The sequence below is a fragment of the Nonomuraea sp. NPDC004580 genome (assembly GCF_040609855.1).
Taxonomy (GTDB): Bacteria; Actinomycetota; Actinomycetes; order Streptosporangiales; family Streptosporangiaceae; genus Nonomuraea; species Nonomuraea salmonea.
Map to the genome: position 1 here is coordinate 559770 of NZ_JBEXLH010000001.1, position 23627 is coordinate 583396.

The following is a 23627-nucleotide window of genomic DNA, read 5'->3' on the forward strand; positions in this document are numbered from 1 at the left end:
CAGCGTTCCCGTACCAGCCGCGTGGCAAGCGCTTTCACTGGTCTAGCGGGCCCTGCAAGCGGTTGCGTTAGGGTGAGCGACTGTGACAGTGACGATTCGCGATGTGGCCCGGGCGTCCGGCGTCCACGTGTCGACGGTCTCCCGGACGTTCTCCGCGCCGCACATGGTCAACGCGGCCACCCGCACCAGGGTGCTGACGGTGGCCGAAGAGCTGGGCTACCGGCCCAACCGGGCGGCCAGGGCGCTGACGACCGGGCGTACGCACAACCTCGGGCTGATCGTGGCCGACATCGCCAACCCGTTCTTCCCCCCGCTGATCAAGGCCGCGCACGCGGCGGCCAGGCAGCGCGACTACCACCTGTTCGTGGCCGACACCGACGAGGAGCCGGCCGTGGAGGAGGAGCTGGTCCAGGCGTTCTCCAAGCAGGTGGACGGCGTGGTGCTGTGCAGCCCGCGCTCGTCCAACAAGGCGCTCGAACGCTTGGCGGAGCGGGTGCCGTTCGTGGTGATCAACCGGCGGCTGCGCGGCGCGGCCACCGTGCTCATGGACGTCGGACACGGCGCCAGGCTGGCGGTCGAGCACCTCGCCGGGCTAGGGCACCGCAAGGTCGCGCTGGTGTCGGGCCCCGCGGGGTCGTGGACGAGCGCGGAGATCCGTACGGCGGCCGAGCAGGTGCCGGACGTCGAGCTGATCGTCATCGGCCCCAACGCGCCCACCGAGCGGGGCGGGTTCGCGGCGGCGGCGCGGGTGCGCGACTCCGGCGTGACCGGCGTGCTGGCCTACAACGACCTGGTGGCCATCGGGCTCATCGAGGGCCTCGGCGACCTCGGGCTGTCCGTGCCGCAGGACGTCAGCGTGGTGGGGATCGACGATATCGTGCCGGGACGGCTCAACCGGCCGAAGCTCACCACGGTGGCCATGCCGACCGCCGCGGCCGGGCGGCTCGCGGTCGATCTGCTCATCCAGGAGGTGAGCGCCACGACCTCGCTGGAGACCCGGCTCGTGATCAGGGACTCCACTGCGGCTCCCCGGTGACGTCGGGCCTGCAAACGGTTGTACTAAACCGTAACGAAATTCGTCAGACTTCTGCGATGGACAAGCGTGCTACCTGGGGAAACGCCGAAAAGATATATCGGTAACGGCTATGTAACGCCTGCAAAGGGTTGACGTAACTTTCCCATCAGCTATAGGAAAGCGCTATCCGTTCACTACTCGCCGGAAGGTCCGTGATGACTGAAGTTTCGGTGGCGGTGAAACCCCGGCGGGCGGCGCCTGATGCTCCGCGCGGTGGGCACCGCTCCACGAAACGGTCCCGTCGGGAGGCACGGGCCGCCTACCTCTTCCTGGCCCCCTGGTTCGCCGGCCTGCTCGTCATCACGATCGGCCCGATCCTCGCCTCCCTGTACCTGTCGTTCACCGACTACAACCTCCTCGAAGAGGCCAAGTGGGTCGGGTTCGACAACTACGTCAAGATGTTCACCGAGGACCCGAGGTTCCTGAACTCGCTGAAGGTGACCACCATCTACGTGGTCGTCTCGGTCCCGCTGCAACTGGCCTTCGCCCTCGCGCTGGCCCTCGTGCTCGACCGCGGCCTGCGCGGCCTGTCGATCTACCGCTCGATCTTCTACCTGCCCTCGCTGCTCGGCGGCAGCGTCGCGATCGCGATCCTGTGGCGCAAGGTGTTCGGCGCCGACGGCCTGGTGAACGCGGTGCTCGCGCTCTTCGGCATCGAGGGCCCCGGCTGGGTGGGCGACCCGGACACGGCGCTGTCGACGCTGATCCTCCTGCACGTGTGGACCTTCGGCGCTCCGATGATCATCTTCCTGGCCGGTCTGCGGCAGATCCCGAGCAGCTACTACGAGGCCGCCGCCGTGGACGGCGCCGGGCCGCTGCGCCAGTTCAAGTCGATCACGGTGCCGCTGCTGACGCCCATCATCTTCTTCAACCTGGTGCTGGAGCTCATCAAGTCGTTCCAGTCGTTCACGCAGGCGTTCATCGTCAGCGGCGGCAAGGGCGGCCCCGCCGACTCCACCCTGTTCTACACGCTCTACCTCTACCTCAACGGCTTCAAGAACTACGACATGGGCTACGCCGCCGCGATGGCCTGGGTCCTGCTGCTGATCATCGCCGGGCTGACCGGGGTGAACTTCCTCGCTTCCAAGTATTGGGTCTTCTATGGCGACACCAAGTAGGCCGACCCCGGTCCTGTTCCGCCCCTTCCGCGGCGGGCCGGTCGTCAAGCACATCCTGCTGATCGGCTTCGGCCTGATCATGCTCTATCCGCTGTTCTGGATGATCTCCAGCTCGCTCAAGCCGGAGGAGCTGATCTTCCGGGAGCCCGGCCTGTGGCCGAGCACGGTCACGCTGGAGAACTACACCGAGGGCTGGTACGCGCTCAAGCACCCCTTCGGCTATTACCTGTGGAACTCCGCGGTGGTCACCGTGCTGTCGGTGGTGGCGAACCTGGTGGCCTGCTCACTGGCCGCCTACGCCTTCGCCCGGCTGAACTTCCCGCTGAAGAAGCTCTGGTTCGCGCTCATGCTGGGCACGATCATGCTGCCGGCGCACGTGACGATCGTGCCGCAGTACATCATGTTCTCGAAGCTCGACATGATCAACACGATCTGGCCGCTGATCATGCCGAAGGTGCTGGCCACCGACGCGTTCTTCATCTTCCTGATGGTGCAGTTCATCCGCACCCTGCCGAGGGAGCTGGACGAGGCGGCCGAGATCGACGGGGCCGGCTATTGGCGCATCTTCATCAGGGTCGTCATGCCGCTGTGCATGCCCGCGCTGGCCACGACGGCGATCTTCACCTTCATCTGGACCTGGAACGATTTCCTCAGCCAGCTCTTGTATCTCAACAACCCCGACAACTTCACCGTACCGGTAGCGTTGCGCACGTTCCTGGACGCCAGTAGCGACTCGTCGTGGGGCCCGATGTTCGCCATGTCGATCATCGCCCTCGGTCCTATCTTCGGGTTCTTCCTGGCGGGCCAGAAATACCTGATCCGTGGTGTCGCCACCACGGGACTGAAGTAGTTCCTCCACCCCCCAACAGCGAACACCCATAGGAGGTAGAGCCGTGAGCTCTGGCAAGAAGATGTGGTCGGCGGCGCTGCTCGCCACCGCTGTGCTGGCGGTCACCGCGGCCTGCGGCAGTGGAAGCGACGGCGGTGAGGCCGCCGATGGCAAGGTCAAGCTGCGCTTCTCCTATTGGGGCAGTGACGCGCGGCAGAAGATGACCGAAGAGGCGATCAAGAAGTTCGAGGCGAAGAACCCCACCATCGACGTGGAGGGCGAGTTCTCCGACTGGGCCTCCTACTACGAGACGCTGTCCACCAAGGTCGCCGGCAGCGACGCTCCCGACGTCATCAGCCTGGAGATCCGCGGCCTGCGCGAGTACGCCGACCGCGGCACGCTCGCCGACCTCGCCAGCAAGGTCAACACCGCCGACATCGACGGCAAGGTGCTGGCCACCGGCGCGATCGACGGCAAGCAGTACGCCATCCCCACCGGTGTGAACGCCTTCTCCCTGATGGTCAACCCCGGCCTGGTCAAGGAGGCCAAGGCCGAGATGCCGGACGACACCAAGTGGACCTGGCAGGACTACGTCGAGCTGTCGGCCAAGATCACCTCGGGCAGCGGCGGCAAGATCACCGGTACGCAGCTGAGCTGGAACCCCGCGTACCTGCAGATCTACGCCGCGCAGAAGGGTGAGCCCTTCTACCAGGGCAACAAGCTCGGTCTGTCGCCCCAGACCATCAAGGACTGGTGGAAGATCATGCAGGACCTGATCTCCACGAAGGGCGCGCCCGAGGCGGCCAAGAGCGCCGAGATCGGCGCCACCAGCATCGACCAGTCGCTGCTCGGCACCAACACCGGCGCGATGGGCATGTGGTGGAGCAACCAGCTCGGCGCGGCGGCGAAGGCGTCCGGCCAGGAGCTGGAGCTGCTGCGGATGCCGAAGTTGGAGGGCGCGACGACCGGCGGCATGTTCCTGCAGCCCGCCATGTTCTACGCCGCCTCCTCCAAGTCCGAGCACGCCGCCGAGGCCGCCAAGTTCATCGACTTCATGGTCAACGACCCCGAGGCGGGCGCGATCATCCTCAGCGACCGCGGCCTGCCGGCCAGCTCGAAGGTGCTGGCGGCGGTCAGGGACAAGCTGCCCGACGCCGACAAGAAGACGCTGGCCTTCCTCGACGAGGCCAAGGGCGAGCTGACCGACCCGCCCGCCGCTCCGCCCAAGGGCGCGAGCGCCATGGAGGACATCCTGACGCGCTACTCGGAGGAGGTCATGTTCGGCCGCATGACCCCCGATGACGCCGCGCAGAAGTTCATCACGGAGGCCAACGCCTCCATCGCCGGCTGAAGGAGAGTCATGAAGTACGCGTTCGTCGGGCTCGGGCACCGCGCGCAGATGTACGTCGACGCGCTGCTCGGGGAATGGCGCGACGCCGGCACCATCGTCGCCCTGTGCGACAGCAACCGGACCCGCATGGACTACTACGTCGAGCGGATCGGCCGGCAGGTGCCGTGCTTCGCCCCCGATGAGTTCGGCAAGGTGCTCGAGCTCGCCGACGCGGTCATCGTCACCACCGTCGACGCCGCGCACGCCACGTACGTGTGCGCGGCGCTCGACGCGGGACGTGACGTCATCGTGGAGAAGCCGCTCACCATCGACGCCGACGGCTGCGCGGCCATCGCCGCGGCCGCCGAGCGCAGCAGCGGCAAGCTGATCGTGACCTTCAACTACCGCTACTCGCCGCGCAACTCCGCGGTGCGCCGCCTGCTGCAGCGGGGCGCGATCGGCGAGGTCACGTCCGTGCACTTCGAGTGGACGCTGGACACCATCCACGGCGCCGACTACTTCCGCCGCTGGCACCGCGACAGGGTCAACTCGGGCGGCCTGCTGGTGCACAAGTCCACCCACCACTTCGACCTGGTCAACTGGTGGCTGGGCGCGGCGCCCGAGATGGTCTTCGCGCAGACCGGGCTGCGCTTCTACGGCGCCGAGAACGCCGGGAAGCGCGGGCTCGGCGAGCGGCCCGGGCGCGCCCACGGGGCGCCGGGGCTGGGCAGCGACCCGTTCCTGCTCGACATCTCCGCCGACGAGCGGCTCAAGCGGCTCTACCTCGACGCCGAGCACGAGGACGGCTACCTGCGCGACCAGGACGTCTTCGGCGAGGGCATCACGATCGACGACAACATGTCGGTCATGGTCCGCTACACCAACCGGGCCGTCATGACGTACTCGCTGCACGCCCACGCGCCGTGGGAGGGCTACCGGGTGGCCTTCAACGGCACGGCGGGCCGGCTGGAGCTGGACGTGGTGGAGCGCGAGTGGACGCCCGTGCACGCCGCGATCGACCCGAGCGCCGCCTCCAAAGAGCACGCCACCGGCTCTTCCGAGCGGCTGCTGCTGCGCCCCCACTGGGCGCCGCCGGAGGAGATCCCGATCGAGAACGGCGCGGGCGGCCACGGCGGCGGCGACCGCCTGCTGCTCAACGACGTCTTCCGCGGCCCTGGGGACGACCCGCTGGCCCGGCAGGCCGGCTACCGCGACGGCATCCGCAGCGTGCTGACCGGCCACGCCGCCAACGTCTCCGCCAGGACCGGCGCCCCGGTCCTGCTCGGGGACGAGGGGACCCGTGTTCTCTGAGCCGGCCCGCATCGACGAGGCGACCGGTGTTCTCTGAGCTGGCGCCCATCGCCGCCGCGCAGCGCGGGCTCTACCCGGCCTTGCCGGGGCCCGAGCTGCGCGCGGCGGCCCGCGACGCCATCGGCGTGCTCGACCTCACGGCGGACGACGTCCGCGTCGAGCGCACCTGGACGTCGGGCGACCTGTACGGCGAGGAGCTGTCCTGGTCGGTGGGCTTCGGTCCGCGCACGCGGGCGTACCTGCTGCGCCCGGCGAAGGCGGAAGGCCCGCTGCCCGGGGTCGTGGCGCTGCACTGCCACGCCGGCATGAAGTGGGCGGGCAAGGACAAGATCGCCGACGGCCCCGAGGAACCGGCCCCCGAGGTACGCCGCCTGCGCGACGAGCTCTACGGCGGCCGTGCCTTCGCCGGCGAGCTGGCCAGGCGCGGCTTCGCGGTGCTGGCCCACGATGTGTTCGTGTGGGGCAGCCGCCGCTTCCCGCTGGAGCTCCCCGAGGCGGACGGGCTCAGCCAGGCCGCCCGCTACGACCTGGCCGCCCGCGACCACGAGCACGTGGTGGCCAAGCACTGCGCCGCGCTCGGCACCTCGTTCACCGGCGTCGTCGCTGGCGAGGACCTCGCGGCGGCGGCCTACCTGCGCTCGCGCCCCGACGTGACCGAGGTCGGCTGCGCCGGCCTGTCGGGCGGCGGGCTGCGGGCCGCGCTGCTCGGCGCGTTCGACCCGGAGATGCGCGCGGTCGTGGTCGCCGCGATGGCCTCCTCCTTCCGCGACATGCTCGGCGGGCACGTCGAGAAGCACACCTGGTTGTTGTGGCCGCCGGGCCTGCCGCGCCTCGGCGACTACCCCGACCTGGTGGCCGCCCGCGCGCCCGCGCCGCTCATGGTCCAGTACGCCATGCGCGACCGCCTCTTCCCCGAGCAGGGCATCAGGCGGGCGCACGCCATCATCGCCGGGCGCTACCGCGACGCGCCCGGCGCGTACGAGGCCGTCTTCGCCGACGTGCCGCACAGCTTCGACGTGCCCATGCAGGAGCGGGCCTTCGACTGGCTGGCCGCCAACCTCGCTAGTTCCCCTGCTTCCACGTCGCGATGAGCTTGTCGTAGTCCACCGTCTCCGGCTTGCCCCGCTCGTCGGCCAGCTTCGGCGCGGGCGCGCCCGGCTGGTCGAACCAGTACTGGGCCGGCTGCTCCGGGTTCAGCTTGGGCGCGCACTGGCCGCCGTAGCCCTCCTGCTCGCGCGAGAGCCGCTCAAGGCGGGCCATGATGTCGTCCTGCTGCTTGGCCAGGTTGTCCATCGACTGCTGCGGCGTGGTCTCGCCGGTCACCGCCGTCGCCACGTTCTGCCACCACAGCTGCGCCAGCTTCGGGTAGTCGGGGACGTTCGTGCCGGTCGGCGTCCACTGCACGCGGGCCGGTGAGCCGTAGAACTCGATCAGGCCGCCGTACTTGTCGGCGTTGTCGGCGAAGTAGTCGCTCTTGATGTCCGACTCACGGATGAACGTCAGCCCGACGATCGACTTCTTCAGCGACACCGTCTTCGAGGTGACGAACTGCGCGTACAGCCAGGCCGCGGCGCGGCGGTCCTGCGGGGTGCTCTTCAGCAGCGTCCAGGAGCCGGCGTCCTGGTAGCCCAGCTTGTGGCCGTCCTTCCAGTACGCCCCGTGCGGGCTCGGCGCGATGCGCCACTTCGGCGTGCCGTCCTCGTTGACCACCGGCAGGCCCGGCTTGGTCATGTCGGCGGTGAACGAGGTGTACCAGAAGATCTGCTGGGCGACGTTGCCCTGGGCCGGCACCGGGCCCGCCTCGCTGAAGTTCATGCCGGCCGCCTCGCGCGGCGCGTACTTCTTCAGCCAGTCCACGTACTTGGTGAGCGCGTAGACGGCGGCAGGGCCGTTGGTGTCGCCGCCCCGGGTGACCGAGGAGCCGACCGGGCGGCAGTTCTCCACCCGGATGCCCCAGTCGTCCACCGGCAGGCCGTTGGGGATGCCGGGGTCGCCGTTGCCCGCCATCGACAGCCACGCGTCGGTGAAGCGCCAGCCCAGCGACGGGTCCTTGCGGCCGTAGTCCATGTGGCCGTAGACCTTCTGGCCGTCGATCGTGCCGTCGCCGTTGACCTTGGTGGTGAAGAACTCGGCGATGTCCTCGTAGGCCGCCCAGTTGACCGGGACGCCCAGGTCGTAGCCGTAGGCGTCCTTGAACTGCTTCTTGATCGCCGGGTCGGTGAACCAGTCGTAGCGGAACCAGTAGAGGTTGGCGAACTGCTGGTCGGGCAGCTGGTAGATCTTCTTGTCCGGGCCGGTCGTGAAGCTGATGCCGATGAAGTCGTCGAGGTCGAGCGTGGGGGAGGTGACGGTCCTGCCCTCGCCGGCCATGTAGTCCGACAGCGGCACCACGTAGTCGCCGCGCGAGTGGGTGCCGATCAGGTCGGAGTCGTTGACGTAGGCGTCGTAGATGTTCTGGTCACCCTGGATCTGGGTCTGCAGCTTCTCGACGACGTCGCCCTCCTGGATCAGGTCGTGTTTGATCCGGATGCCGGTGATCTCGGTGAACGCCTTCGCGAGCCGGCGCGACTCGTACTCGTGGGTGGTGATCGTCTCGGAGACCACGTTGATCTGCATGCCCCGGTACGGCGCCGCGGCCTTGATGAACCAGTCCATCTCCGCGAGCTGCTGCTCCTTGCTCAGCGTGCTGGGGGTGAACTCCTGCGACACCCACCGCTCGGCCGCCGCCTTACCGCCGGCCTCCGTGTAGTCGGAGGCCGGCCGCTCGGCGCCCTGCGTGCAGCCGGCCGCCATCACCACCATCGCGGTGAGACCTGCGACCGCCGACCTGCCTGCCCGATGCCTCATCGTTCGGCTCCTTCTCTGTCATCCCCATATGCCGATCACGACCGCCACCAGCACCGCGCAGCCGAGCGCGAGCCACATGGACAGGTCGGTGATCGCGATCCAGCCGGCCAGCACGACGGCGGCGCTGATCAGGCCGATGTAGAGCCGGTCACCGCGATCGGTCTCGATGCGCAGGAACCCCCGCCTGGCGACGGGCGGCGAGATGCGCGCCCACACCGCCATGACGACCAGCAGCAGGGCCAGCCCGGCGAACGCCAGGGCGGTCGGGACGGTCCAGACCATCCACTCGAGCATCTAGACCCTCCCCAGCGCGAAGCCCTTGGCGATGTAGTTGCGCACGAACCAGATGACGACCGCGCCCGGCACGATGGTGAGCACGCCGGCCGCGGCCAGCAGCGCCCAGTCCACGCCGGCCGCGCTCACCGTGCGGGTCATCGTCGCCGCGATGGGCTTGGCGTCGACCGAGGTGATCGTCCGCGCGATCAGCAGCTCGACCCAGCTGAACATGAAGCAGAAGAACAGCGTGACGCCGATCGCCGACCGGATCATCGGCAGGAAGATCCTGATGAAGAAGCGCGGCAGCGAATAACCGTCGACGGCCGCGGTCTCGTCTATTTCCCGTGGGATTCCGGACATGAACCCCTCCAGGATCCACACCGCCAGCGGGACGTTGAACAGCATGTGCGCGATGGCCACCCCGAGATGCGTGTCGAACAGGCCGACACTCTGGTAGATCTGGAAGAACGGCAGCAGGAAAACCGCCGGCGGCGCCATGCGATTGGTCAGCAGCCAGAAGAACAGATGCTTGTCGCCGGCGAAGCGGAACCGCGAGAACGCGTACGCCGCGGGCAGCGCCACCAGCAGCGACATCACCGCGTTCAGCGAGGTGTAAATGATCGAGTTGAGGTAGCTCGAATACCACGCGGGGTCGCCGAAGAAGGCGGCGTAATTGTCGAAGGTCACCCGCTGCGGAATGAGCGAGAAACTGCCGAGGATGTCCTCGTTGGGCCTGATCGACATGCCGAACATCCACAGCAGCGGCAGCATGAGCGTGGCCACGTACAGCCAGAAGACCGTGCGCGCCCAGGGGAGCCGCCGGCCGGTGGTCCGCGCCATCCACCTCACCTCCCCGACCTGGTGAGCACGGTGAAGAAGACGTAACAGAAGACCTGCACGATGAGGAAATAGAGCAGCGAGAACGCACCCGCCGGGCCCAGGTCGAACTGGCCGACCGCGATCTTCGACAGCAGGATGCTGAGGAACGACGTCGCGTTGCCCGGGCCGCCGCCGGTCACCACGAACGGCTCGGTGTAGATCATGAAACTGTCCATGAACCTGAGCAGGATCGCGATCGTCAGCACCCCGCGCAGCCGGGGGAGCTGGATGTGCCGGAACGTGGCCCACGCCGAGGCCGCATCGATCTGCGCGGCCTGGAAGTACGGCTCGGGGATCGACCGCAGCCCCGCGTACGCCAGCAGCGCCACCAGCGGCGTCCAGTGCCACACGTCCATGAGCAGCACCGTGATCCAGGCGTCGGTCGAGTCGAGCGTGTAGTTGAAGGTGACGCCGAGCACGTTGTTGACCGCCCAGCCGCCCAGCCCGATGTCGCCGCGGGCGAAGATCTGCCAGATCGTGCCCACCACGTTCCACGGGATGAGCAGCGGCAGCGCGACCAGCACCAGCGCCACCGACACCCCGACGCCCCTGCGCGGCATCACCACCGCGAGCGCCACGCCGAGCGGGATCTCCAGCAGCAGCACCTGCGCGGAGAACAGCAGCGTGCGCAGCAGCGCCCCGTGCACCTCCGGGTCACGCGCGATCGACCGGAACCACTCCAGGCCGACGAACACCCGGTCGTGCGGGCCGAAGACGTCCTGCACGGAGAAGTTGACCACGGTCATCAGCGGGATCACCGCCGTGAACGCCACCGACACCACCACCGGCAGCACCAGCCACCAGGCCCGGTTGTCGCGGCGCTTGGGGGTGAGGCGCGGCTCGTCCGCCACCTCGGTCTCGACCGCCGTCTGCTCGCTCACGCCAGGCCCCTCTCATGCAGGGGTGCGAGCGAGCCGCACCTGACCTGGTCCCTGAACAGGAACGTGCGTTCGGCGGGGAAGTGCAGGTGGACGGTGTCGTCCGGCCGGTAGGGCGCGTCCGCCTCGGTCTTGACGATCACGCGGTGCTCGCCGGCCATCGTGTGGACCAGGTCGTAGGCGCCCATCCTGTCCACCCCGGTCACCCTGGCCGGCACGCCTGGCGACGTCTCAGGCCCGCCGATCTCCACGAACTCCGGCCGCACCCCGATCCGCACCGGCCCGGGCGGCAGGCCGTCGTTGGCCGCGCCCACGTCGCCGCCGTCCACGCGGACCACGCCGCCGGCGATCTCGGCCGGCACCACGTTCATGCCGGGCGAGCCGATGAAGTGCCCGACGAACTCGTGCGCCGGCGACAGGAACAGCTCCGCCGGCTCCCCGGTTTGCACGATCTCGCCGTCGTTGACCACCACCACCTCGTCGGCGAACGTCAGCGCCTCGGTCTGGTCGTGGGTGACGTAGATGAGCGTGTGGCCGGTGTCGCGGTGGATCTCCTTCAGCTTGCTGCGCAGCGTCCACTTCAGCGCCGGGTCCACCACCGTCAGCGGCTCGTCCAGGAGCACCGCGGCCACCTGGGAGCGGACGAGGCCCCTGCCCAGGCTGACGATCTGCTGGCGGCCCGGGTCGAGCCGGCGCGACCTGCGGCCCAGCACCTGGTCGAGGCCGAGCAGCCGGGAGACCTGCCGGACTCGCCGGTCCACCTCCTGCTTCGGCACCCTGCGGTTGCGCAGCGGGAAGGCCAGGTTGTCGTAGACCGACATCTCCTCGTACAGGACGGGGAACTGGAAGACCTGCGCGATGTCGCGGCCCGCCGTCGGCACGCCGGTGACGTCGCGGTCGTCGAAGTAGACGCGGCCCACCGTGGGGGTGATGAGGCCGGAGATGATGTTCAGCAGCGTCGTCTTGCCGCAGCCGCTCGGGCCGAGCAGCGCGTACGCCCGGGAGTCACGCCACGTCCAGGTCATCGGCTTGAGCGCCCACGTCCTGCCGCCGTCGTAGCTGTGGCCCACGCCGTCGAGCCGGATGTCAGCCATGCCGGCCCACCTCCGCCGCGCTCGTGCCGGCCAGCCGGCCGTCCTTGTCGAAGACGAGGACGTGCGCCGGATCGACGTAGGCGCGCGTGGTCTCGCCGGGCGTGAACCGCTGGGTGCCCGGCAGGTGGGCGACCAGGTGGCGGCCGCCCTGGAGGAGCAGGTGCAGGAACGTCGCGCTGCCCGTCACCTCGGCGATCCTGATCTCGGCGGGCAGTTCCAGCGCGCCGGGCCGGCCCTGGCCGATCGTCACCTGGTGGGGGCGTACGCCGAGCACGACCTCCTGCTCGCCGTCCTGCTCGCCGCGGGAGCCGAGCACCTCGACGCGGCCGTCCCTGACGACGCCGGGCAGCACGTTGAGCGGCGGGTCGCTGAGCGTGGCGGCCACGGCCAGCGTGGGAGGGCGGGCGTACATGTCGGCGACGTCGCCGACGTGCCGCACCCTGCCCTCGCCGAGCACCACGGTCGGCGCGGCGAACGTCAGCGCCTCGGCCGGGTCCGCGGTGGCGTAGAGCACGACGCCGGGGGAGCCGACGAACATGCTCTTCAGGTCGGCGCGCAACTGCTCGCGCAGCTTGAAGTCGAGGTTGGCCAGCGGCTCGTCGAGCAGCAGCAGGTCGACGGGGCGGGCCAGGGCGCGGGCGATGGCGGTGCGCTGCTGCTGGCCGCCCGACAGCTCGGCGGGCCTGCGCTTCAAGAGGTTCTCGATGCCCATCAGCTCGGCCACCTCGCGCACCCGGCGGTCCACGCCGTCGCGGCGGAAACGGGGGTCGAGGCGGAGCGGTGAGGCGATGTTCTCGTAGACGGTGAGCGACGGATAATTGATGAACTGCTGATAGACGAAGGCCACCGAACGTTTGCGCACCGACATTCGCGTGACGTCTTCACCGTCGACCAGCACGCGGCCGGCGTCGGGGGTCAGCAAACCGGCGGCGACCCGCATCAACGTCGTCTTTCCCGCCGTCATCGGGCCGATCAGGGTGGTCATTCCAGGGGATAAGTCGAGGTTGACGTCGGCCAGCCAGACCTCGCCGCGCGAACGCACGGAGACGCCGTCGAGAATCACCGTCACGGTGCCCGGTCCTCTCTGCTTCCCTCCCTTCTAACATGATCTGAATGGGCCTGCAAAGGTTGTTGTCGTGATATGTGAGGCAGGTGTTACTCAGGTTTTCCGTTCATTGTCAAGGTCCAGGAAACCGTGAACGGGAAGTTCTATCGCGGTGGCGAATTCTGCGCTGGTCATTGGGGGCGCGGTGGAAACTTCAGGACATATTGGCATAGGGGGGTGCAGGACCGGCTCTCGCCCTGCCAACGCTTGTTGGCCTACAAGTGTTGACACCATCCGGGTGGCGGCGTAGCGTCTACAGGTGTTGGCCCACAGATGTTGGCCTGTCCCGAGGAGGAGACATGAACGCGGACGTGATCGTCGTCGGCGCCGGCCCCGTCGGGCTCACCGCCGCTCTGGTCCTCACCCAGCGCGGGCACCGCGTCGTCATCGTGGACGGGCAGGCCGAGGGTGCGAACACCTCGCGCGCCGCCGTCGTGCACTCGCGCACGCTGGAGCTGCTGGAGCCGTACGGGGTGAGCGGCGACCTGGTCACGCGGGGGGTGCCCACACGGCGCTTCACCGTCCGCGACCGGGACCGGATGCTGGTGCCGGTGCCCTTCGACGGGCTGCCGACGCGGTACCCGTACACGCTGATGGTCTCCCAGGCCGACACCGAGGCGTACCTGCTGGCCCGGTTCGAGGAGCTGGGCGGGCGGGTGCTGCGGCCGGCCCGCGTCGCCGCCCGCCCCCTGCGCAACGCCGTCCTCGCCCTGGCCGGCCACCTCCCGGCGGTCCGCCGCCGCCTCGCCTGGCAACTGTCGGGCCTCGACCGCCGCTGACCCCGCCATCGTCGAGCCGGTCAGGGTCCTGCCCGGCCACGCCGGCTGGGACATCGCAGGAGAGGCCGGACCGGTCCTGTTCGACAGGAGCCCGTCAGGGAATGATCGAGTCCACGTAGCCGCCGTCCACCCGCACGGCCGCCCCCGTCGTGGCCGAGGCGAAGGGCGAGCTGAGATAGACGACCAGGTTCGCGATCTCCTCGGGCTCGATCAGGCGCTGGAGCAGCGACTGCGGCCGGTGCAGCCGCATGAACTCGCGCTGCGCCTCCTCCCACGGCAGGTCGCGGTCCACGAGCTGGTAGACGAAGTCCTCGACGCCGCCGGTGTGGGTCGGCCCCGCGATCACCGAGTTGATCGTGACCCCGCTGCCCGCCGCCTCCTTGGCGAAGCCCCGGGAGACGGCCAGCAGCGCGGTCTTCGACATGCCGTAGTGGATCATCTCGGCCGGGATGACGACGGCGGAGTCGCTCGCGATGTACTGGATGCGGCCCCAGCCCCGCTCCTTCATGCCGGGCAGGTACGCCCGGGTCAGCCGGACCGCGGCCAGCACGTTCACTTCGAAAAAGCGCCGCCACTCGTCGTCCTCGATCTCCAGCGGCGGCTTGGCGCCGAAGATGCCGAGGTTGTTGACCAGGATGTCGACGTGCGGCAGCATCCGCAGCACCTGCTCGCAGCCCTCGTCGGTCGAGACGTCGCCCGGCGCGGCCACCAGGTCGTAGCGCAGGTGCTCGCCGGCTTCGCGCTCGGCGTCGATGCGCTCGTTGTCCATCCGTTCGATGGCCGCCGCCACCGAGCCCTCGCCGCGGCCGTTGATCCCCACGCGGGCGCCGGCCCGCGCGAGCCCGGTGGCGATGGCCGCCCCGATGCCCTGGGTCGAACCGGTCACGAGAGCGGTTTTGCCTGTGAGATCGATGCGCACTGTGGTGTACCCCCTTGTCGGCCATTCTCCGTGATCGCCGGTGATCGCCCACATGCGGGGGTGCTGCGTAGTCTGGAGGGTGCGTGGAAGGGGTGTGGGTGCACCGGATCCTGTGGCTGGTGGTGGCGGCCGCCTTCGTGGCCGGCCTGGTCGTGCCCGGCGAACCGGCGCAGAAGGACGACGAGTGCCCGCCGCGCGACCTGCGAGTGTCCGCCCCCTACGCGGTGAGCGGCTATTGGGTGATGCCGCGCGCCGACCCGTGCGTCACGCGGCGGATGGTCGAGGCGATCCACGCCATCGGGGGCGACACGCTGATCACGTTCGGGCCCAGGTTCGCGGCCGGGCCGCCCGATCCCGACTTCGCCGCCTGCCGGGTGGACGGGCGGCCGTGCGCCGAGGTGCCCGGGGTGCGGCGCGTCTACACGTACGTCACCAGCGAGGAGTTCGGCGAAGGGCTGCTGCGCTGCCCCGGCCTCGACCGGCGCGTGGAGAGCGACGGGCGGATCTTCTACCGGCTGACGCTGGCCGACTCGTGCGCCGCTCCCGTCCATGACCTGGTGCTGGTCGCCACCGACGGCGACGGGCTCGGCAACCTGATGCGGGAGGCGGCCGCGTACGGGATGACCGTCTTCCCCGGGCTACCCGCCGCGCCGCAGCGCGCGGGCAAGCCGTGGGAGCCCGACCTCGCCCACACCGCCGCGCTCAACGCGTTCACCGCGCGGGTGCTCGCCGACTACCGGGGGCGGTTCGGGGCCGCGTTCGGCGGGGTGTACCAGTCGTTCGAGCTGGCCGCGCGGGCCCGGTCCGACCGCGACCCGATCATCTCCCTGTACGCCGCCCAGCACGCCGTCGTCGCCGATGCGCTGCCGGGCAGGAAGATCGTCGTCAGCCCGTACATCGACGCGCGGCGCGGGCGCGGGTTCCCGCCGTCGCAGGTGCCTGAGGGCATCGCGGACATCGCGGGCACCCGGCACGGGCTGTCCATGGCGATCGCCGTCCAGGACGGGCGCGGCACGGGCAAGGTGCCGGTGCACGGCCCGCACGAGGCCGAGGCCGCGGTGGCCGCGCGGCTGGTCCCCGTGGTCGGCGCGGTGCGTAATGGGCAGGCGTACTACGGGTCCACGGCCTCCTACGTGGAGGCGGCGGCCCGCGAGGTGCCCGACGGGGTCGAGCTGTGGGTCAACGTGGAAGGTTTCGAGCCCACGCCCGTCGCGGGGGAGTGCGGCCGGGTGGACCCGCTGCCGCTGCGCGGGCGTACCACGAAGGCCCGGCTCGACCAGCAGGTCATGGCCTCCGGGCGGCATCCCGCCAAGATCATCTCGTACGGCTGGGACCCGTTCTTCACCTGCCAGGCCCGCCACGACACGCCCTCGCTGGCCGACGACATCGCGGCCGGGTGGCAGCAGCCGATCATCGTGGCGGCGTACCGGAAGGCCATGAACGGACGGCCCGGCGTGCAGGTGGAGGGCTACAACCTGCGCGGCGGCACGCTGGCCTTCGGTGAGACGCAGGTGAGGCAGGAGTGGTACGCCCGCTCCCGCCTGGAGACGGCCTGGGCCCCCTACGAGCCCACGTCCCCCTGGACCCCGATCACCGCCACGAACGCGGCCGGCCACACCAGCACCACCCCCTACGTGATGCCCTGAGGAGCCCCGGGTTTTGTCGGTGGGGCCCGCTAGTTTTCGATCATCCCCCCGAACGATGGAGGTTGGTCGATGTACCGACAGGGCGACATCCTGCTCGTGCCCGTCCCAGAGGCGTCCGCGCCCGCCAAGATGCGTCCCGAGCCGCGTGACGCGTGCGGGCGGCTGGTGCTGGCCTACGGCGAGGCGACCGGGCACGCGCACGCCATCCCCGGTCCTGGCACGTTGTCCCACGGGTTCCTGCACCTGCCCGACGGCGGGCGGCTCGAGCACGAGGAGCACGCGGCGATCTGGCTGCCCAAGGGCTGGTACCGCGTGATCAGGCAGCGCGAATACGTGCCCGGCTCCTATCGGGTGGTGGCCGACTGATGGCCACGCTGACATGGGAGCAGGTCGCGCTCGCCACCGGGCCGGGCGAGGGGGCCGAGGCGGCGGTGCGTCAGGCGTACAGGGAGGCGGGGCTGGCCGAGCCCGAGCTGGTCCTGGTGCTGCCGTCCCCGGCGGCGGGCGCGGTCACGGCGGCCTGGCTGGCAGGCGACCCGCAGGCTCGCGCGGCGCTCACCGCGGCGGGGCTGGGGCCGTCGAGTCGAGCCGGCGCTCAACCCGGCACCGCGGCGGGGCTGGGGCCGGAGAGTCCTGCGGGGGCCTTTCCGATCCCGGACCTGCCCGACCTGCTTCCTGACGGCCCCGGACGTTCGGTGCGCGACGACCTCCGCACCGAGCCCTGGGCGCGCGCCAGAGCGGCGCTCTACGCCGAGTGCGGCCCGGCCGGCTGGGCAGCCCTCTGGGCCGACACGGGCGGTCGCCTCTGGCCGCAGGCCGAACGCCTGATCAACGACATTCGCCGCGCGATCGGCGAGCTGAGCGGGCATGGCGAGCAGGACGGTGCGGCCCAGGGCCAGGGTGGGCGTGAGCTTGGGGCGGTGTTGCGTGAGGCGACGCTCGACGCCGTGTTCGGGCAGCACGACGCGCCCTGGTTGTCGGCCTTCGACGGGCTCGACGGGCTCGACGGGCTCAAGCGGGTGGCCGAGCGGGCGGGATGGTGGTGGCCGTACGAACGGGTGGCCGTCGTCACCGAGCGTCCGGTGGAGCTGCACCTCGACGACCTCGGACGGCTGCACCGCGCCGAGGGCCCGGCCCTGGCGTACGCCGACGGGTTCGCCCTGCACGCCTGGCACGGCATGCCCGTGCCGGCCGGCTTCGGCGCCGCGATGACCGCGCTCACCCCCGAGCGCATCCGCGCCGAACCCAACGCCGAGCTGCGCCGCGCCATGCTGGAGCACTTCGGCCTCGAACGCTATCTCGCCGAGTCCGGCGCCGAGCCGCTCCACTCCGACGAGACGGGCGTGCTGTGGCGGATCGAGCTGGAGGGCGACGAGCCGCTGACCATGGTCGAGGTGATCAACTCCACCCCCGAGCCCGACGGCACCCGCCGCACCTACTTCCTCCGCGTCCCGCCGTGGACCGAGCGGGCCCGGCAGGGCGTCGCCTGGACCTTCGGCGTCGCCGAGGCCGACTACCACCCCGAACGAGAGACCTGACCATCTCACCAGGCATAGGGGATGCGTTCGAGGACGCCGCCCGTGAAGACGTCGTACAGGCCCAGCGGTTCCAGGTGCACATAGCCGATGTGGCAGTCGCACAGGGCCGCGGGGCAGGGGCGGGGGCGCAAGGCGTCGCGGTAGGTGTCGTCGTACAGGTTGCCCAGGACCTCCGGGACGAAGTGGCAGCGGCGGACGGTGCCGTCGCCGTTCACCGAGATCACCGTGTCGCCGGTACGGCAGGGGAGGCCGGCGCTGGCGTGGGGGAAGCGGCTGTGGCGGAAGAGGGGGTCGATGGCCGTCCAGTCGGCGGCCTCCTCGTCGGTGTAGCGGCGGCCCTCCTCGGCGTTGACCCACAGGTACGTCCGCGACGGCAGGTCGGCCCGCAGCCGCCGGGCGTCCGGCAGGTGGGCGGGGTCGCCGACGATGCCCACGCTGTGGCGCACCGGGAGTGAGCGCACCTTGGCCAGGAAGCGCTCGTACGGCACCTGCGTCGGGTGATACGTCACCCACAGCGCGGCCCGCTGCGACGCCTCGGCCAGCCACCCGGTACGGCAGCTCAGGTTCGTCTGGATGGCGACCCTGGCGACGTTGGGCAGCCACGACAGCTCGACGAGCGCCCGCCGGTACCACGACCTGACCAGCCCCTCGCCCCACGGCGTGAACAGGATCGACAGCTCGCCGTCGTGCCCCGCCGCCCAGCACGTGAAGCGTTCGAGCGCGGCCCGGTCGGCGCGCAACTGCTCGGGGGTGTCGCGGCGCTTGGCGAACGGGCAGTAGGCGCAGTCGTAGTCGCAGCTCGCGAGCGGACCGCGATAGAGGATGGTCAGCATGCCTCGTACGCCTCCATGAGGGCCCGTACGCGCGGCGAGAACAGGGCGGGGCCGATCGCGTCGGAGTGGGCGAGCCCTTCGGGGGTGAGCGTGATCGTCTCGTCGGTGATCGTCAGCCAGGAGGCGAACGCGTCGAGCGGGAAGTCGTCGAGCACGTCGTTGCCGAAGCGGGCGGCGTACAGGGGGCGCGACATGCCCTCGGCGCGCAGCAGCGACTGGATGAGGTGCCGCCGCCCGCGCTCGTCGGGTGTGAGGGCGAAGCCGACGTTGGCGACGTCGAAGTCGGTCCTGGTCACGTAGTCGTCGATGATCGAGCGGACGTGTCGGGCGCCGACGGCGTACTCGAAGGAGTAGTGCAGGCCGCTGGTGTACGAGCGGGCGCCGCAGCCGAGGCCGACCATGCCGTCGGTCTGGCAGCAGTAGTCGGTGCCGGCGGACGGGGTGCCGGGCAGGCGGAACATGCGCATCGAGACCTGCTCGTACCCGGCCGCGACGAGGTGGTCGCGGCCCTGCCGATAGAGCTCCAGCCGCTGGTCGTCCCAGGCGCGGCCCTGCTTGCCCAGCCCGGTCAGCGGCCGCACGTAGAGCGGGTAGAGGTAGATCTCCTCGGGACGCCAGCCGAGCGCCGTGTCGAGCGAGTACCGCCACGATCGGGGTGTCTGCCGGTCGATGCCGTAAATGAGGTCGATGTTCAGGACGGGCACGCCCGAGGCCCTGATCGCGTCGAGGGCGGCGTCCACCTCGGCCCGTTTCTGCGGGCGTACGGCCGAGCGCGCCTCCTCCGGCACGAAGCTCTGCACGCCGATCGAGACGCGTGCGGTGCCGCGCTCGGCCAGCACCGACAGGCGGTCGGGGGTGGCGGTGGCGGGCGAGGTCTCGACCGACAGCGGCACCCGCGCCAGGTCCACGCCCATCGCCTGCTCGGTCAGGTCGAACAGCCTGGTCAGCTCGCGGGCGCTGAGGTAGGTGGGGGTGCCGCCGCCGATGGCCGCCGTGCCGAACGCCGCCGTGTCGAACGCGGTCTCCTCCAGGCACTCGCGCACCTCGCGGGCCTGGCGTTCGAGCGTGTCGAGGTAGGCGGTCACCAGCTCCTCGGGGGCGCCGGTGCGGGTGAACAGGTTGCAGAAGCCGCAGCGCATCTCGCAGAACGGGATGTGCACGTAGAGGGCGCCGGGGCGCTCGCCGGCCCAGACCTCCTTGAGGTGCGGGCGCGGGTCGAGGGGGCGGTAGGCGGTTTTGTGCGGGTAGGCGTAGACGTAGCCCTCATACGGCCGCATGACTCTCCAGGACGAAGTGGGTGTAGGGGACGGTCCAGACGACCTCGTGGCCGATGCGGTGACCGGTGTGCCCGTCCTCGCCGTACGCGGTGCCGTGGTCGGAGCAGACGATCGCCAGGCAGGGACGGCGGCGGCGCATGAGGGCGTAGAGGCGGCCGATGTGCCGGTCGACGTAGCGCAGGGCGGCGGCGTGGCTGTCGAGGGAGTCTTCCCTGGCGCCGGGCAGGTGGAAGTGGTTGGGCTGGTGCAGGGCCGAGACGTTGAGAAAGAGCATGACCGGGCCAGGCACACGGGCCAGCACCTCGGCGGCGCGGTCGATCTGGCGCTCCAGCGACTCGGGGCTGGTCACGCCGAACTCCGGCTCCCAGTGACTCTCGGCGAACAGGCCGGGCAGCGCCGACCCGAGCGGGGTCAGCTTGTTGAAGAACCCGACACCGCCGATGCACACGGTGTGATAGCCGGCCCGCGCCAGCCCGGCGGGCAGATCGGGCGCATCGAACACCCACGTGCCCTTGCCGGTCGTCTCGCTCCCGGGGAAGGTGGCCGCGAACAACCGCGGATGCGGCCCCGGCGTGACCGGCGTGGGCAGAAACCCGGCGAACATGGCGGCATGGGCCGCATAGGTGAAGCTTCCCGGACTGTGCCGCCGCTCCCACCGCACGCCGTCCGGCAACAGGTTGGGCAACAGCCCAGCCTCGGCCTGCGCAACGGCCACGTCGTAGCGCAGTGTGTCGAGGGTGACCATGAGCAGGTCGTGTGTCCCCACGACGGCGTTCATGTCGATGCCGGTGGCGGGGTGCCCGCCGCGATCAGTGGTGGCCATTCAGGACCGCCTCGACCTGTTCGGCGTACGTATCGCGACCATGTCCGGAAATATCCCCCAGCCTCGGGAGGAGGTCGCCGAACGCGTTGACCTCCGCCACCACCACGGACCGCCAATCGGTCCCGACCATCACGTCGACCCCCGTACTCAGACTCCGCGGGAAGCACCGCGCCGCAGCGGCGCACACCTCCAGCACCCGCTCCCACAACCCAGCCCGCCGGCGTACGACGCCGAGGTCGCCCCGCGCGCCACCGAGGTGCAGGTTCGTCATGGGGAAGCGGCTCATGCGGACGACGGCGTGCGTCGGACGGCCCGCCACCGTCACCACCCGCAGGTCGAACGCCCGCCCGCCGGTCATCGCCTTCGGAAACCACCGTTCGACGTGCAGCCCGTCGGGCGCCAGGACGTCCACGAGCCGCCGTACCTCCGCCTCCGAGGTCACGGTCCTGACCTGGAGCGAGTTGCACAGCACGCCGTCCAGCCAGACGGCCGAGGTGACGGCGTGCACCCGACTGCCATGGGTCTGGAAGGCGATCACACCGGACGCCGACGAGCCGTGAGCCGGCTTGACGAACACCCGCTGCCAGCCCCGCCGCGCCATCTCCTCCCGCAACCCGTCGTACGAGCGGGCCTCGAACGCCTCCGGCACCGGCACCCCGGCCGCCGCCAGCACCGCGTGGCAGCGCCGCTTGTCGAACATCACCTTGATCTCGCCCACGTCGCCCAGCAACCGCACGCCGGGGATCGCCGCGACCCGATCGAGCCCGGCACAGAACGACGCGTACCAGGCCGTGCCACCCCCGGCCCGCGCCGGGTCGCCGGGGCCGCGCAGCAGCTCGTCGGACCGCGCGTCCTCACCGGGCGAGTCGATGCGCAGCAGCGCCCCCTCGGGCACGCCGGCCTCCCGCCCGCCGAGCACGTCCCGCCACGGCACGACGTACGGCTCCGCAAGCCCCCGCGCCACGACCGCGTCACGGAACAACGTGGCCCGCCGATCGCCCGGCGTGCCGACCACGGCGAAGCGCACCGTCATTCCCACTCCGCGATGTAGGGCTGGTCGTGGGCGCCGGGAGGTCGTGTCAGGTCGAGGGTCACGCCGGGGAGCGCCCGGCGCACCCGCTCCACCATGGGGTCGCTGAGGAAGTGGTGGTGCAGGTCGAGCACCCGCAGGTGAGTCAGCGGCTGACCGCTGAGCAGTGCCTCCATGCCGTGGTCGGTGAGCGCGCCCCGGCCCAGGCTGAGCTCGTCGAGCCCGGCCACCACGGGCGCGGTGGCGACGGCGACGGCGATGTCGTCCTGGTATTCGCTGTTGCGCAGGCCGAGCCGCCTGAGCGCGGGCAGCCGGGCGCCGGACAGCGGCTCGTCGAGGTCGCCGATGGTGTTGTCGCCGAAATAGGCGGGGGTGCCGAGCCACATCTCCAGGTGCTCGAGCGCGGGGAACGAGCTCGCGCCCACCGCCCTCACCACGGCGCCGGGCAGGCCGCCGCTCTCGAAGCGCAGCACCCTGAGACGGTCGTGGGTGACCGGCCGCAGCGCCAGCTCGTCGGAGCCGCGCACCTCCAGGCGCTCCAGCAGCGGGTACGCCTCCAGGACCGGCGTGATGTCACCGTGGCCGATCCAGGAGATCTCCCACTGCTCGGTGGGCGTGAACCCCAGGAAGACGGCGCGCAGCGCGGGCAACCGGCCGGCGTAGCGGGCGAGGATCTCCGGCGCGTGGGACACGCTGCAGCCGCTCACCGCCAGGGCCCGCACCCGCTCGGGCCCGACGTGGTCGAGCAGCGCGTCGAGCTCACCGGGCAGGGCGCTGTCACCCCGCTCGCCTGGCTCGACGGAGTCGGTGACATCCCAGGCGACCAGTTCGGGGGACAAGGGGACGGTCTCACCCACCTGCTCGACCGGCAGACCGGCGAACCGATCGCCGCTGTAGAGGTCGGGATCGGCGAGAAAGCTCGCCCCCGGGTCGGTGGGGAAGGCGACGCCCGGATCGGTGGCCGGGTCGCCGAAGGAGGTGCGGCCCGGGTCGGTGGGGGAGGCGGCCCCCCGGGTGGTGGGGGTGGGATCGGTGGTCACGTTGGGGTCACTCGCTCACCGCGACGTAACGCCAGTCCTCTTCGCGGCTGCGGCGGTCGTCGAGGCGGAGCTCGACGCCCGGCAGCGCCGCCGGCAGGCGCGCGGCCATGCTTTCGCTCAGGTAGTTGTGGTGCAGGTCGAGACGGCGCAGGTGGGTGAGGGGCTGGCCGCTGAGCAGGGCCGTCGCGCCGTCGTCGCCGAGCGAGCCCATCGACAGGCTCAGCGTCTGGAGCCGGGCCACGACGGGGGCGGCCGCCACGGCGCCGGCCAGCTCGTCGGCGTAGGGGCAGTTCTGCAGACCGAGGTGGCGCAGCGCGGGCAGGCGCTCACCGGCGAGGATGCCGGCGACGTCGGCCACCGTCGAGTCGCCGCCGTATTCGTCGACGCCGAACCAGAGCTCCAGGTGCTCCAGCGCGGGCAGGTCGGAGCCGCCGACCCCGCGCACGACCTCGGCCGGCAGGCCGCCGGTCTCGAACCTGAGCACGCGCAGCGACTCGTGCCGCACCGCCGGGAACTCCAGCCCCGTCCCGCCGCGCACCTCCAGCCGCTCCAGCCGGGGGAAGGCGGCCAGCAGCGGCGTGACGTCGGTCTGCTGGATCCAGGAGATCTCGGACTGCTCGGGCGACATCGCGCCGAGGAACACCGAGCGCAGCTCGGGCAGCCGGTCGGCGTTGCCGGCGAGCGCCGTGATGACCGGCTCGCAGCTCTCCTCGTAGTTGTCCTCCCACTCGCCGAGGACGATCGCCGTGACCTTCGTGGTGTCGACGTGCTCGAAGAACCACTGGACGCTCTCGGCGATCTCCTCGGGGGCGTCGTCGTTCCACTCGCTCGCCTCGAGCTTCCAGGCGACCGCCCCCGGGTCAGGGGGCGGCGCCTCGACCTCGCTCTCCGCGCACAGCACGGTGAACACCGGCAGCCCGGCGTAGGAGTCGTGGTAGGCGTCGTAGTGGCTGGGCTGGTCGTCGAAGGTCACGGACGGTCCTAGGTGTCGGGGGGATGC

23 protein-coding genes are annotated in these 23627 nt (G+C 70.6%); 10 read left to right on the forward strand and 13 right to left on the reverse strand.

Annotated features, from left to right (window positions below; all coding sequences use genetic code 11):
• The first annotated feature begins 82 nt into the window (after positions 1-82).
• The 6 genes from ABZW11_RS02465 (at position 83) to ABZW11_RS02490 (ending at position 6754) form a co-directional block, all read left to right on the forward strand.
• Positions 83-1036 (forward strand): LacI family DNA-binding transcriptional regulator, encoded by a 954-nt coding sequence (locus tag ABZW11_RS02465; protein ID WP_355411773.1) that lies wholly within the window; start codon positions 83-85, stop codon positions 1034-1036.
• A gap of 194 nt (positions 1037-1230) precedes the next feature.
• Entirely contained in the window at positions 1231-2193 is a 963-nt protein-coding gene (locus tag ABZW11_RS02470) for a sugar ABC transporter permease (protein WP_355411775.1), read from the forward strand.
• Positions 2177-3043, forward strand: a complete 867-nt coding sequence (locus tag ABZW11_RS02475) for a carbohydrate ABC transporter permease (RefSeq protein WP_345397181.1) — start codon at positions 2177-2179, stop codon at positions 3041-3043. Before ABZW11_RS02470 ends, ABZW11_RS02475 begins: the two co-directional genes overlap by 17 nt.
• Before the next feature lie 43 nt (positions 3044-3086).
• The gene (locus ABZW11_RS02480; RefSeq protein WP_355411777.1) at positions 3087-4373 is read left to right on the forward strand and encodes an extracellular solute-binding protein; all 1287 of its coding nucleotides are present in this window, start codon (positions 3087-3089) and stop codon (positions 4371-4373) included.
• Between the two features lie 9 nt (positions 4374-4382).
• Positions 4383-5663, forward strand: a complete 1281-nt coding sequence (locus ABZW11_RS02485) for a Gfo/Idh/MocA family oxidoreductase (RefSeq protein ID WP_355411779.1) — start codon at positions 4383-4385, stop codon at positions 5661-5663.
• A 26-nt stretch (positions 5664-5689) separates the two neighbouring features.
• A complete protein-coding gene (locus ABZW11_RS02490; RefSeq protein WP_355411781.1) occupies positions 5690-6754 on the forward strand; it encodes a hypothetical protein in 1065 nt (354 codons plus the stop codon).
• Here the strand turns inward: ABZW11_RS02490 and ABZW11_RS02495 are convergent.
• From ABZW11_RS02495 to ABZW11_RS02520, 6 genes are read right to left on the reverse strand one after another with little or no spacing between them, the layout of a single operon-like run.
• Positions 6726-8510, reverse strand: a complete 1785-nt coding sequence (locus ABZW11_RS02495; protein WP_355411783.1) for an ABC transporter substrate-binding protein — start codon at positions 8508-8510, stop codon at positions 6726-6728. The genes ABZW11_RS02490 and ABZW11_RS02495 overlap by 29 nt on opposite strands.
• Positions 8511-8528: 18 nt before the next feature.
• The gene (locus ABZW11_RS02500; protein WP_355411785.1) at positions 8529-8804 is read right to left on the reverse strand and encodes a DUF2160 family membrane protein; all 276 of its coding nucleotides are present in this window, start codon (positions 8802-8804) and stop codon (positions 8529-8531) included.
• Positions 8805-9626, reverse strand: a complete 822-nt coding sequence (locus ABZW11_RS02505; protein WP_355411787.1) for a carbohydrate ABC transporter permease — start codon at positions 9624-9626, stop codon at positions 8805-8807.
• A gap of 5 nt (positions 9627-9631) precedes the next feature.
• The gene (locus ABZW11_RS02510; protein ID WP_355411789.1) at positions 9632-10546 is read right to left on the reverse strand and encodes a sugar ABC transporter permease; all 915 of its coding nucleotides are present in this window, start codon (positions 10544-10546) and stop codon (positions 9632-9634) included.
• On the reverse strand, positions 10543-11637 hold the full coding sequence (locus ABZW11_RS02515; protein ID WP_355411792.1) for an ABC transporter ATP-binding protein: 1095 nt from the start codon (positions 11635-11637) through the stop codon (positions 10543-10545). Before ABZW11_RS02515 ends, ABZW11_RS02510 begins: the two co-directional genes overlap by 4 nt.
• Complete coding sequence (locus ABZW11_RS02520) at positions 11630-12706, reverse strand: ABC transporter ATP-binding protein (protein WP_355411794.1); 1077 nt, start codon at positions 12704-12706, stop codon at positions 11630-11632. Before ABZW11_RS02520 ends, ABZW11_RS02515 begins: the two co-directional genes overlap by 8 nt.
• Before the next feature lie 335 nt (positions 12707-13041).
• On the opposite strand from ABZW11_RS02520, the gene ABZW11_RS02525 reads away from it, so the two are divergent.
• Positions 13042-13521, forward strand: a complete 480-nt coding sequence (locus ABZW11_RS02525) for an FAD-dependent oxidoreductase (RefSeq protein ID WP_355411796.1) — start codon at positions 13042-13044, stop codon at positions 13519-13521.
• A 94-nt stretch (positions 13522-13615) separates the two neighbouring features.
• Here ABZW11_RS02525 and ABZW11_RS02530 read toward each other — a convergent pair whose 3' ends face one another.
• Complete coding sequence (locus ABZW11_RS02530) at positions 13616-14440, reverse strand: SDR family oxidoreductase (protein ID WP_355411798.1); 825 nt, start codon at positions 14438-14440, stop codon at positions 13616-13618.
• An 83-nt stretch (positions 14441-14523) separates the two neighbouring features.
• On the opposite strand from ABZW11_RS02530, the gene ABZW11_RS02535 reads away from it, so the two are divergent.
• The 3 genes from ABZW11_RS02535 (at position 14524) to ABZW11_RS02545 (ending at position 17624) form a co-directional block, all read left to right on the forward strand.
• On the forward strand, positions 14524-16086 hold the full coding sequence (locus tag ABZW11_RS02535; RefSeq protein WP_355411800.1) for a hypothetical protein: 1563 nt from the start codon (positions 14524-14526) through the stop codon (positions 16084-16086).
• 69 nt (positions 16087-16155) lie between these two features.
• Positions 16156-16452 (forward strand): hypothetical protein, encoded by a 297-nt coding sequence (locus ABZW11_RS02540; RefSeq protein ID WP_355411802.1) that lies wholly within the window; start codon positions 16156-16158, stop codon positions 16450-16452.
• Positions 16452-17624: a DUF6745 domain-containing protein gene (locus ABZW11_RS02545; RefSeq protein WP_355411804.1), complete on the forward strand. Its 1173-nt coding sequence runs from the start codon at positions 16452-16454 to the stop codon at positions 17622-17624. Before ABZW11_RS02540 ends, ABZW11_RS02545 begins: the two co-directional genes overlap by 1 nt.
• A gap of 5 nt (positions 17625-17629) precedes the next feature.
• On the opposite strand, the gene ABZW11_RS02550 is transcribed toward ABZW11_RS02545, so the two are convergent.
• From ABZW11_RS02550 to ABZW11_RS02575, 6 genes are read right to left on the reverse strand one after another with little or no spacing between them, the layout of a single operon-like run.
• On the reverse strand, positions 17630-18457 hold the full coding sequence (locus ABZW11_RS02550) for an STM4011 family radical SAM protein (RefSeq protein ID WP_355411806.1): 828 nt from the start codon (positions 18455-18457) through the stop codon (positions 17630-17632).
• Positions 18451-19734 carry an STM4012 family radical SAM protein gene (locus tag ABZW11_RS02555; protein ID WP_355411807.1) on the reverse strand — a complete coding sequence of 428 codons (1284 nt, stop codon included), beginning with the start codon at positions 19732-19734 and terminating at the stop codon, positions 18451-18453. Before ABZW11_RS02555 ends, ABZW11_RS02550 begins: the two co-directional genes overlap by 7 nt.
• A complete protein-coding gene (locus ABZW11_RS02560) occupies positions 19721-20512 on the reverse strand; it encodes an STM4013/SEN3800 family hydrolase (protein WP_355412028.1) in 792 nt (263 codons plus the stop codon). Before ABZW11_RS02560 ends, ABZW11_RS02555 begins: the two co-directional genes overlap by 14 nt.
• Before the next feature lie 31 nt (positions 20513-20543).
• On the reverse strand, positions 20544-21590 hold the full coding sequence (locus ABZW11_RS02565; protein ID WP_355411808.1) for an STM4014 family protein: 1047 nt from the start codon (positions 21588-21590) through the stop codon (positions 20544-20546).
• Positions 21587-22627: an STM4015 family protein gene (locus tag ABZW11_RS02570; RefSeq protein WP_355411810.1), complete on the reverse strand. Its 1041-nt coding sequence runs from the start codon at positions 22625-22627 to the stop codon at positions 21587-21589. Before ABZW11_RS02570 ends, ABZW11_RS02565 begins: the two co-directional genes overlap by 4 nt.
• A 7-nt stretch (positions 22628-22634) precedes the next feature.
• Positions 22635-23600, reverse strand: coding sequence for an STM4015 family protein (locus tag ABZW11_RS02575; protein ID WP_355411812.1), 966 nt, complete (start codon positions 23598-23600; stop codon positions 22635-22637).
• Positions 23601-23627 lie beyond the last annotated feature (27 nt).

What these genes read in the sequence shown, in the direction of transcription:
- ABZW11_RS02560 (WP_355412028.1), bottom strand. Translation starts at nt 20,512, where the DNA reads ATGAACGCCGTCGTGGGGACACACGACCTGCTCATGGTCACCCTCGAC.
- ABZW11_RS02545 (WP_355411804.1), top strand. Translation starts at nt 16,452, where the DNA reads ATGGCCACGCTGACATGGGAGCAGGTCGCGCTCGCCACCGGGCCGGGC.
- ABZW11_RS02495 (WP_355411783.1), bottom strand. Translation starts at nt 8,510, where the DNA reads ATGAGGCATCGGGCAGGCAGGTCGGCGGTCGCAGGTCTCACCGCGATG.
- ABZW11_RS02550 (WP_355411806.1), bottom strand. Translation starts at nt 18,457, where the DNA reads ATGCTGACCATCCTCTATCGCGGTCCGCTCGCGAGCTGCGACTACGAC.
- ABZW11_RS02505 (WP_355411787.1), bottom strand. Translation starts at nt 9,626, where the DNA reads ATGGCGCGGACCACCGGCCGGCGGCTCCCCTGGGCGCGCACGGTCTTC.
- ABZW11_RS02475 (WP_345397181.1), top strand. Translation starts at nt 2,177, where the DNA reads ATGGCGACACCAAGTAGGCCGACCCCGGTCCTGTTCCGCCCCTTCCGC.
- ABZW11_RS02565 (WP_355411808.1), bottom strand. Translation starts at nt 21,590, where the DNA reads ATGACGGTGCGCTTCGCCGTGGTCGGCACGCCGGGCGATCGGCGGGCC.
- ABZW11_RS02470 (WP_355411775.1), top strand. Translation starts at nt 1,231, where the DNA reads ATGACTGAAGTTTCGGTGGCGGTGAAACCCCGGCGGGCGGCGCCTGAT.
- ABZW11_RS02500 (WP_355411785.1), bottom strand. Translation starts at nt 8,804, where the DNA reads ATGCTCGAGTGGATGGTCTGGACCGTCCCGACCGCCCTGGCGTTCGCC.
- ABZW11_RS02515 (WP_355411792.1), bottom strand. Translation starts at nt 11,637, where the DNA reads ATGGCTGACATCCGGCTCGACGGCGTGGGCCACAGCTACGACGGCGGC.
- ABZW11_RS02525 (WP_355411796.1), top strand. Translation starts at nt 13,042, where the DNA reads ATGAACGCGGACGTGATCGTCGTCGGCGCCGGCCCCGTCGGGCTCACC.
- ABZW11_RS02485 (WP_355411779.1), top strand. Translation starts at nt 4,383, where the DNA reads ATGAAGTACGCGTTCGTCGGGCTCGGGCACCGCGCGCAGATGTACGTC.
- ABZW11_RS02555 (WP_355411807.1), bottom strand. Translation starts at nt 19,734, where the DNA reads ATGCGGCCGTATGAGGGCTACGTCTACGCCTACCCGCACAAAACCGCC.
- ABZW11_RS02540 (WP_355411802.1), top strand. Translation starts at nt 16,156, where the DNA reads ATGTACCGACAGGGCGACATCCTGCTCGTGCCCGTCCCAGAGGCGTCC.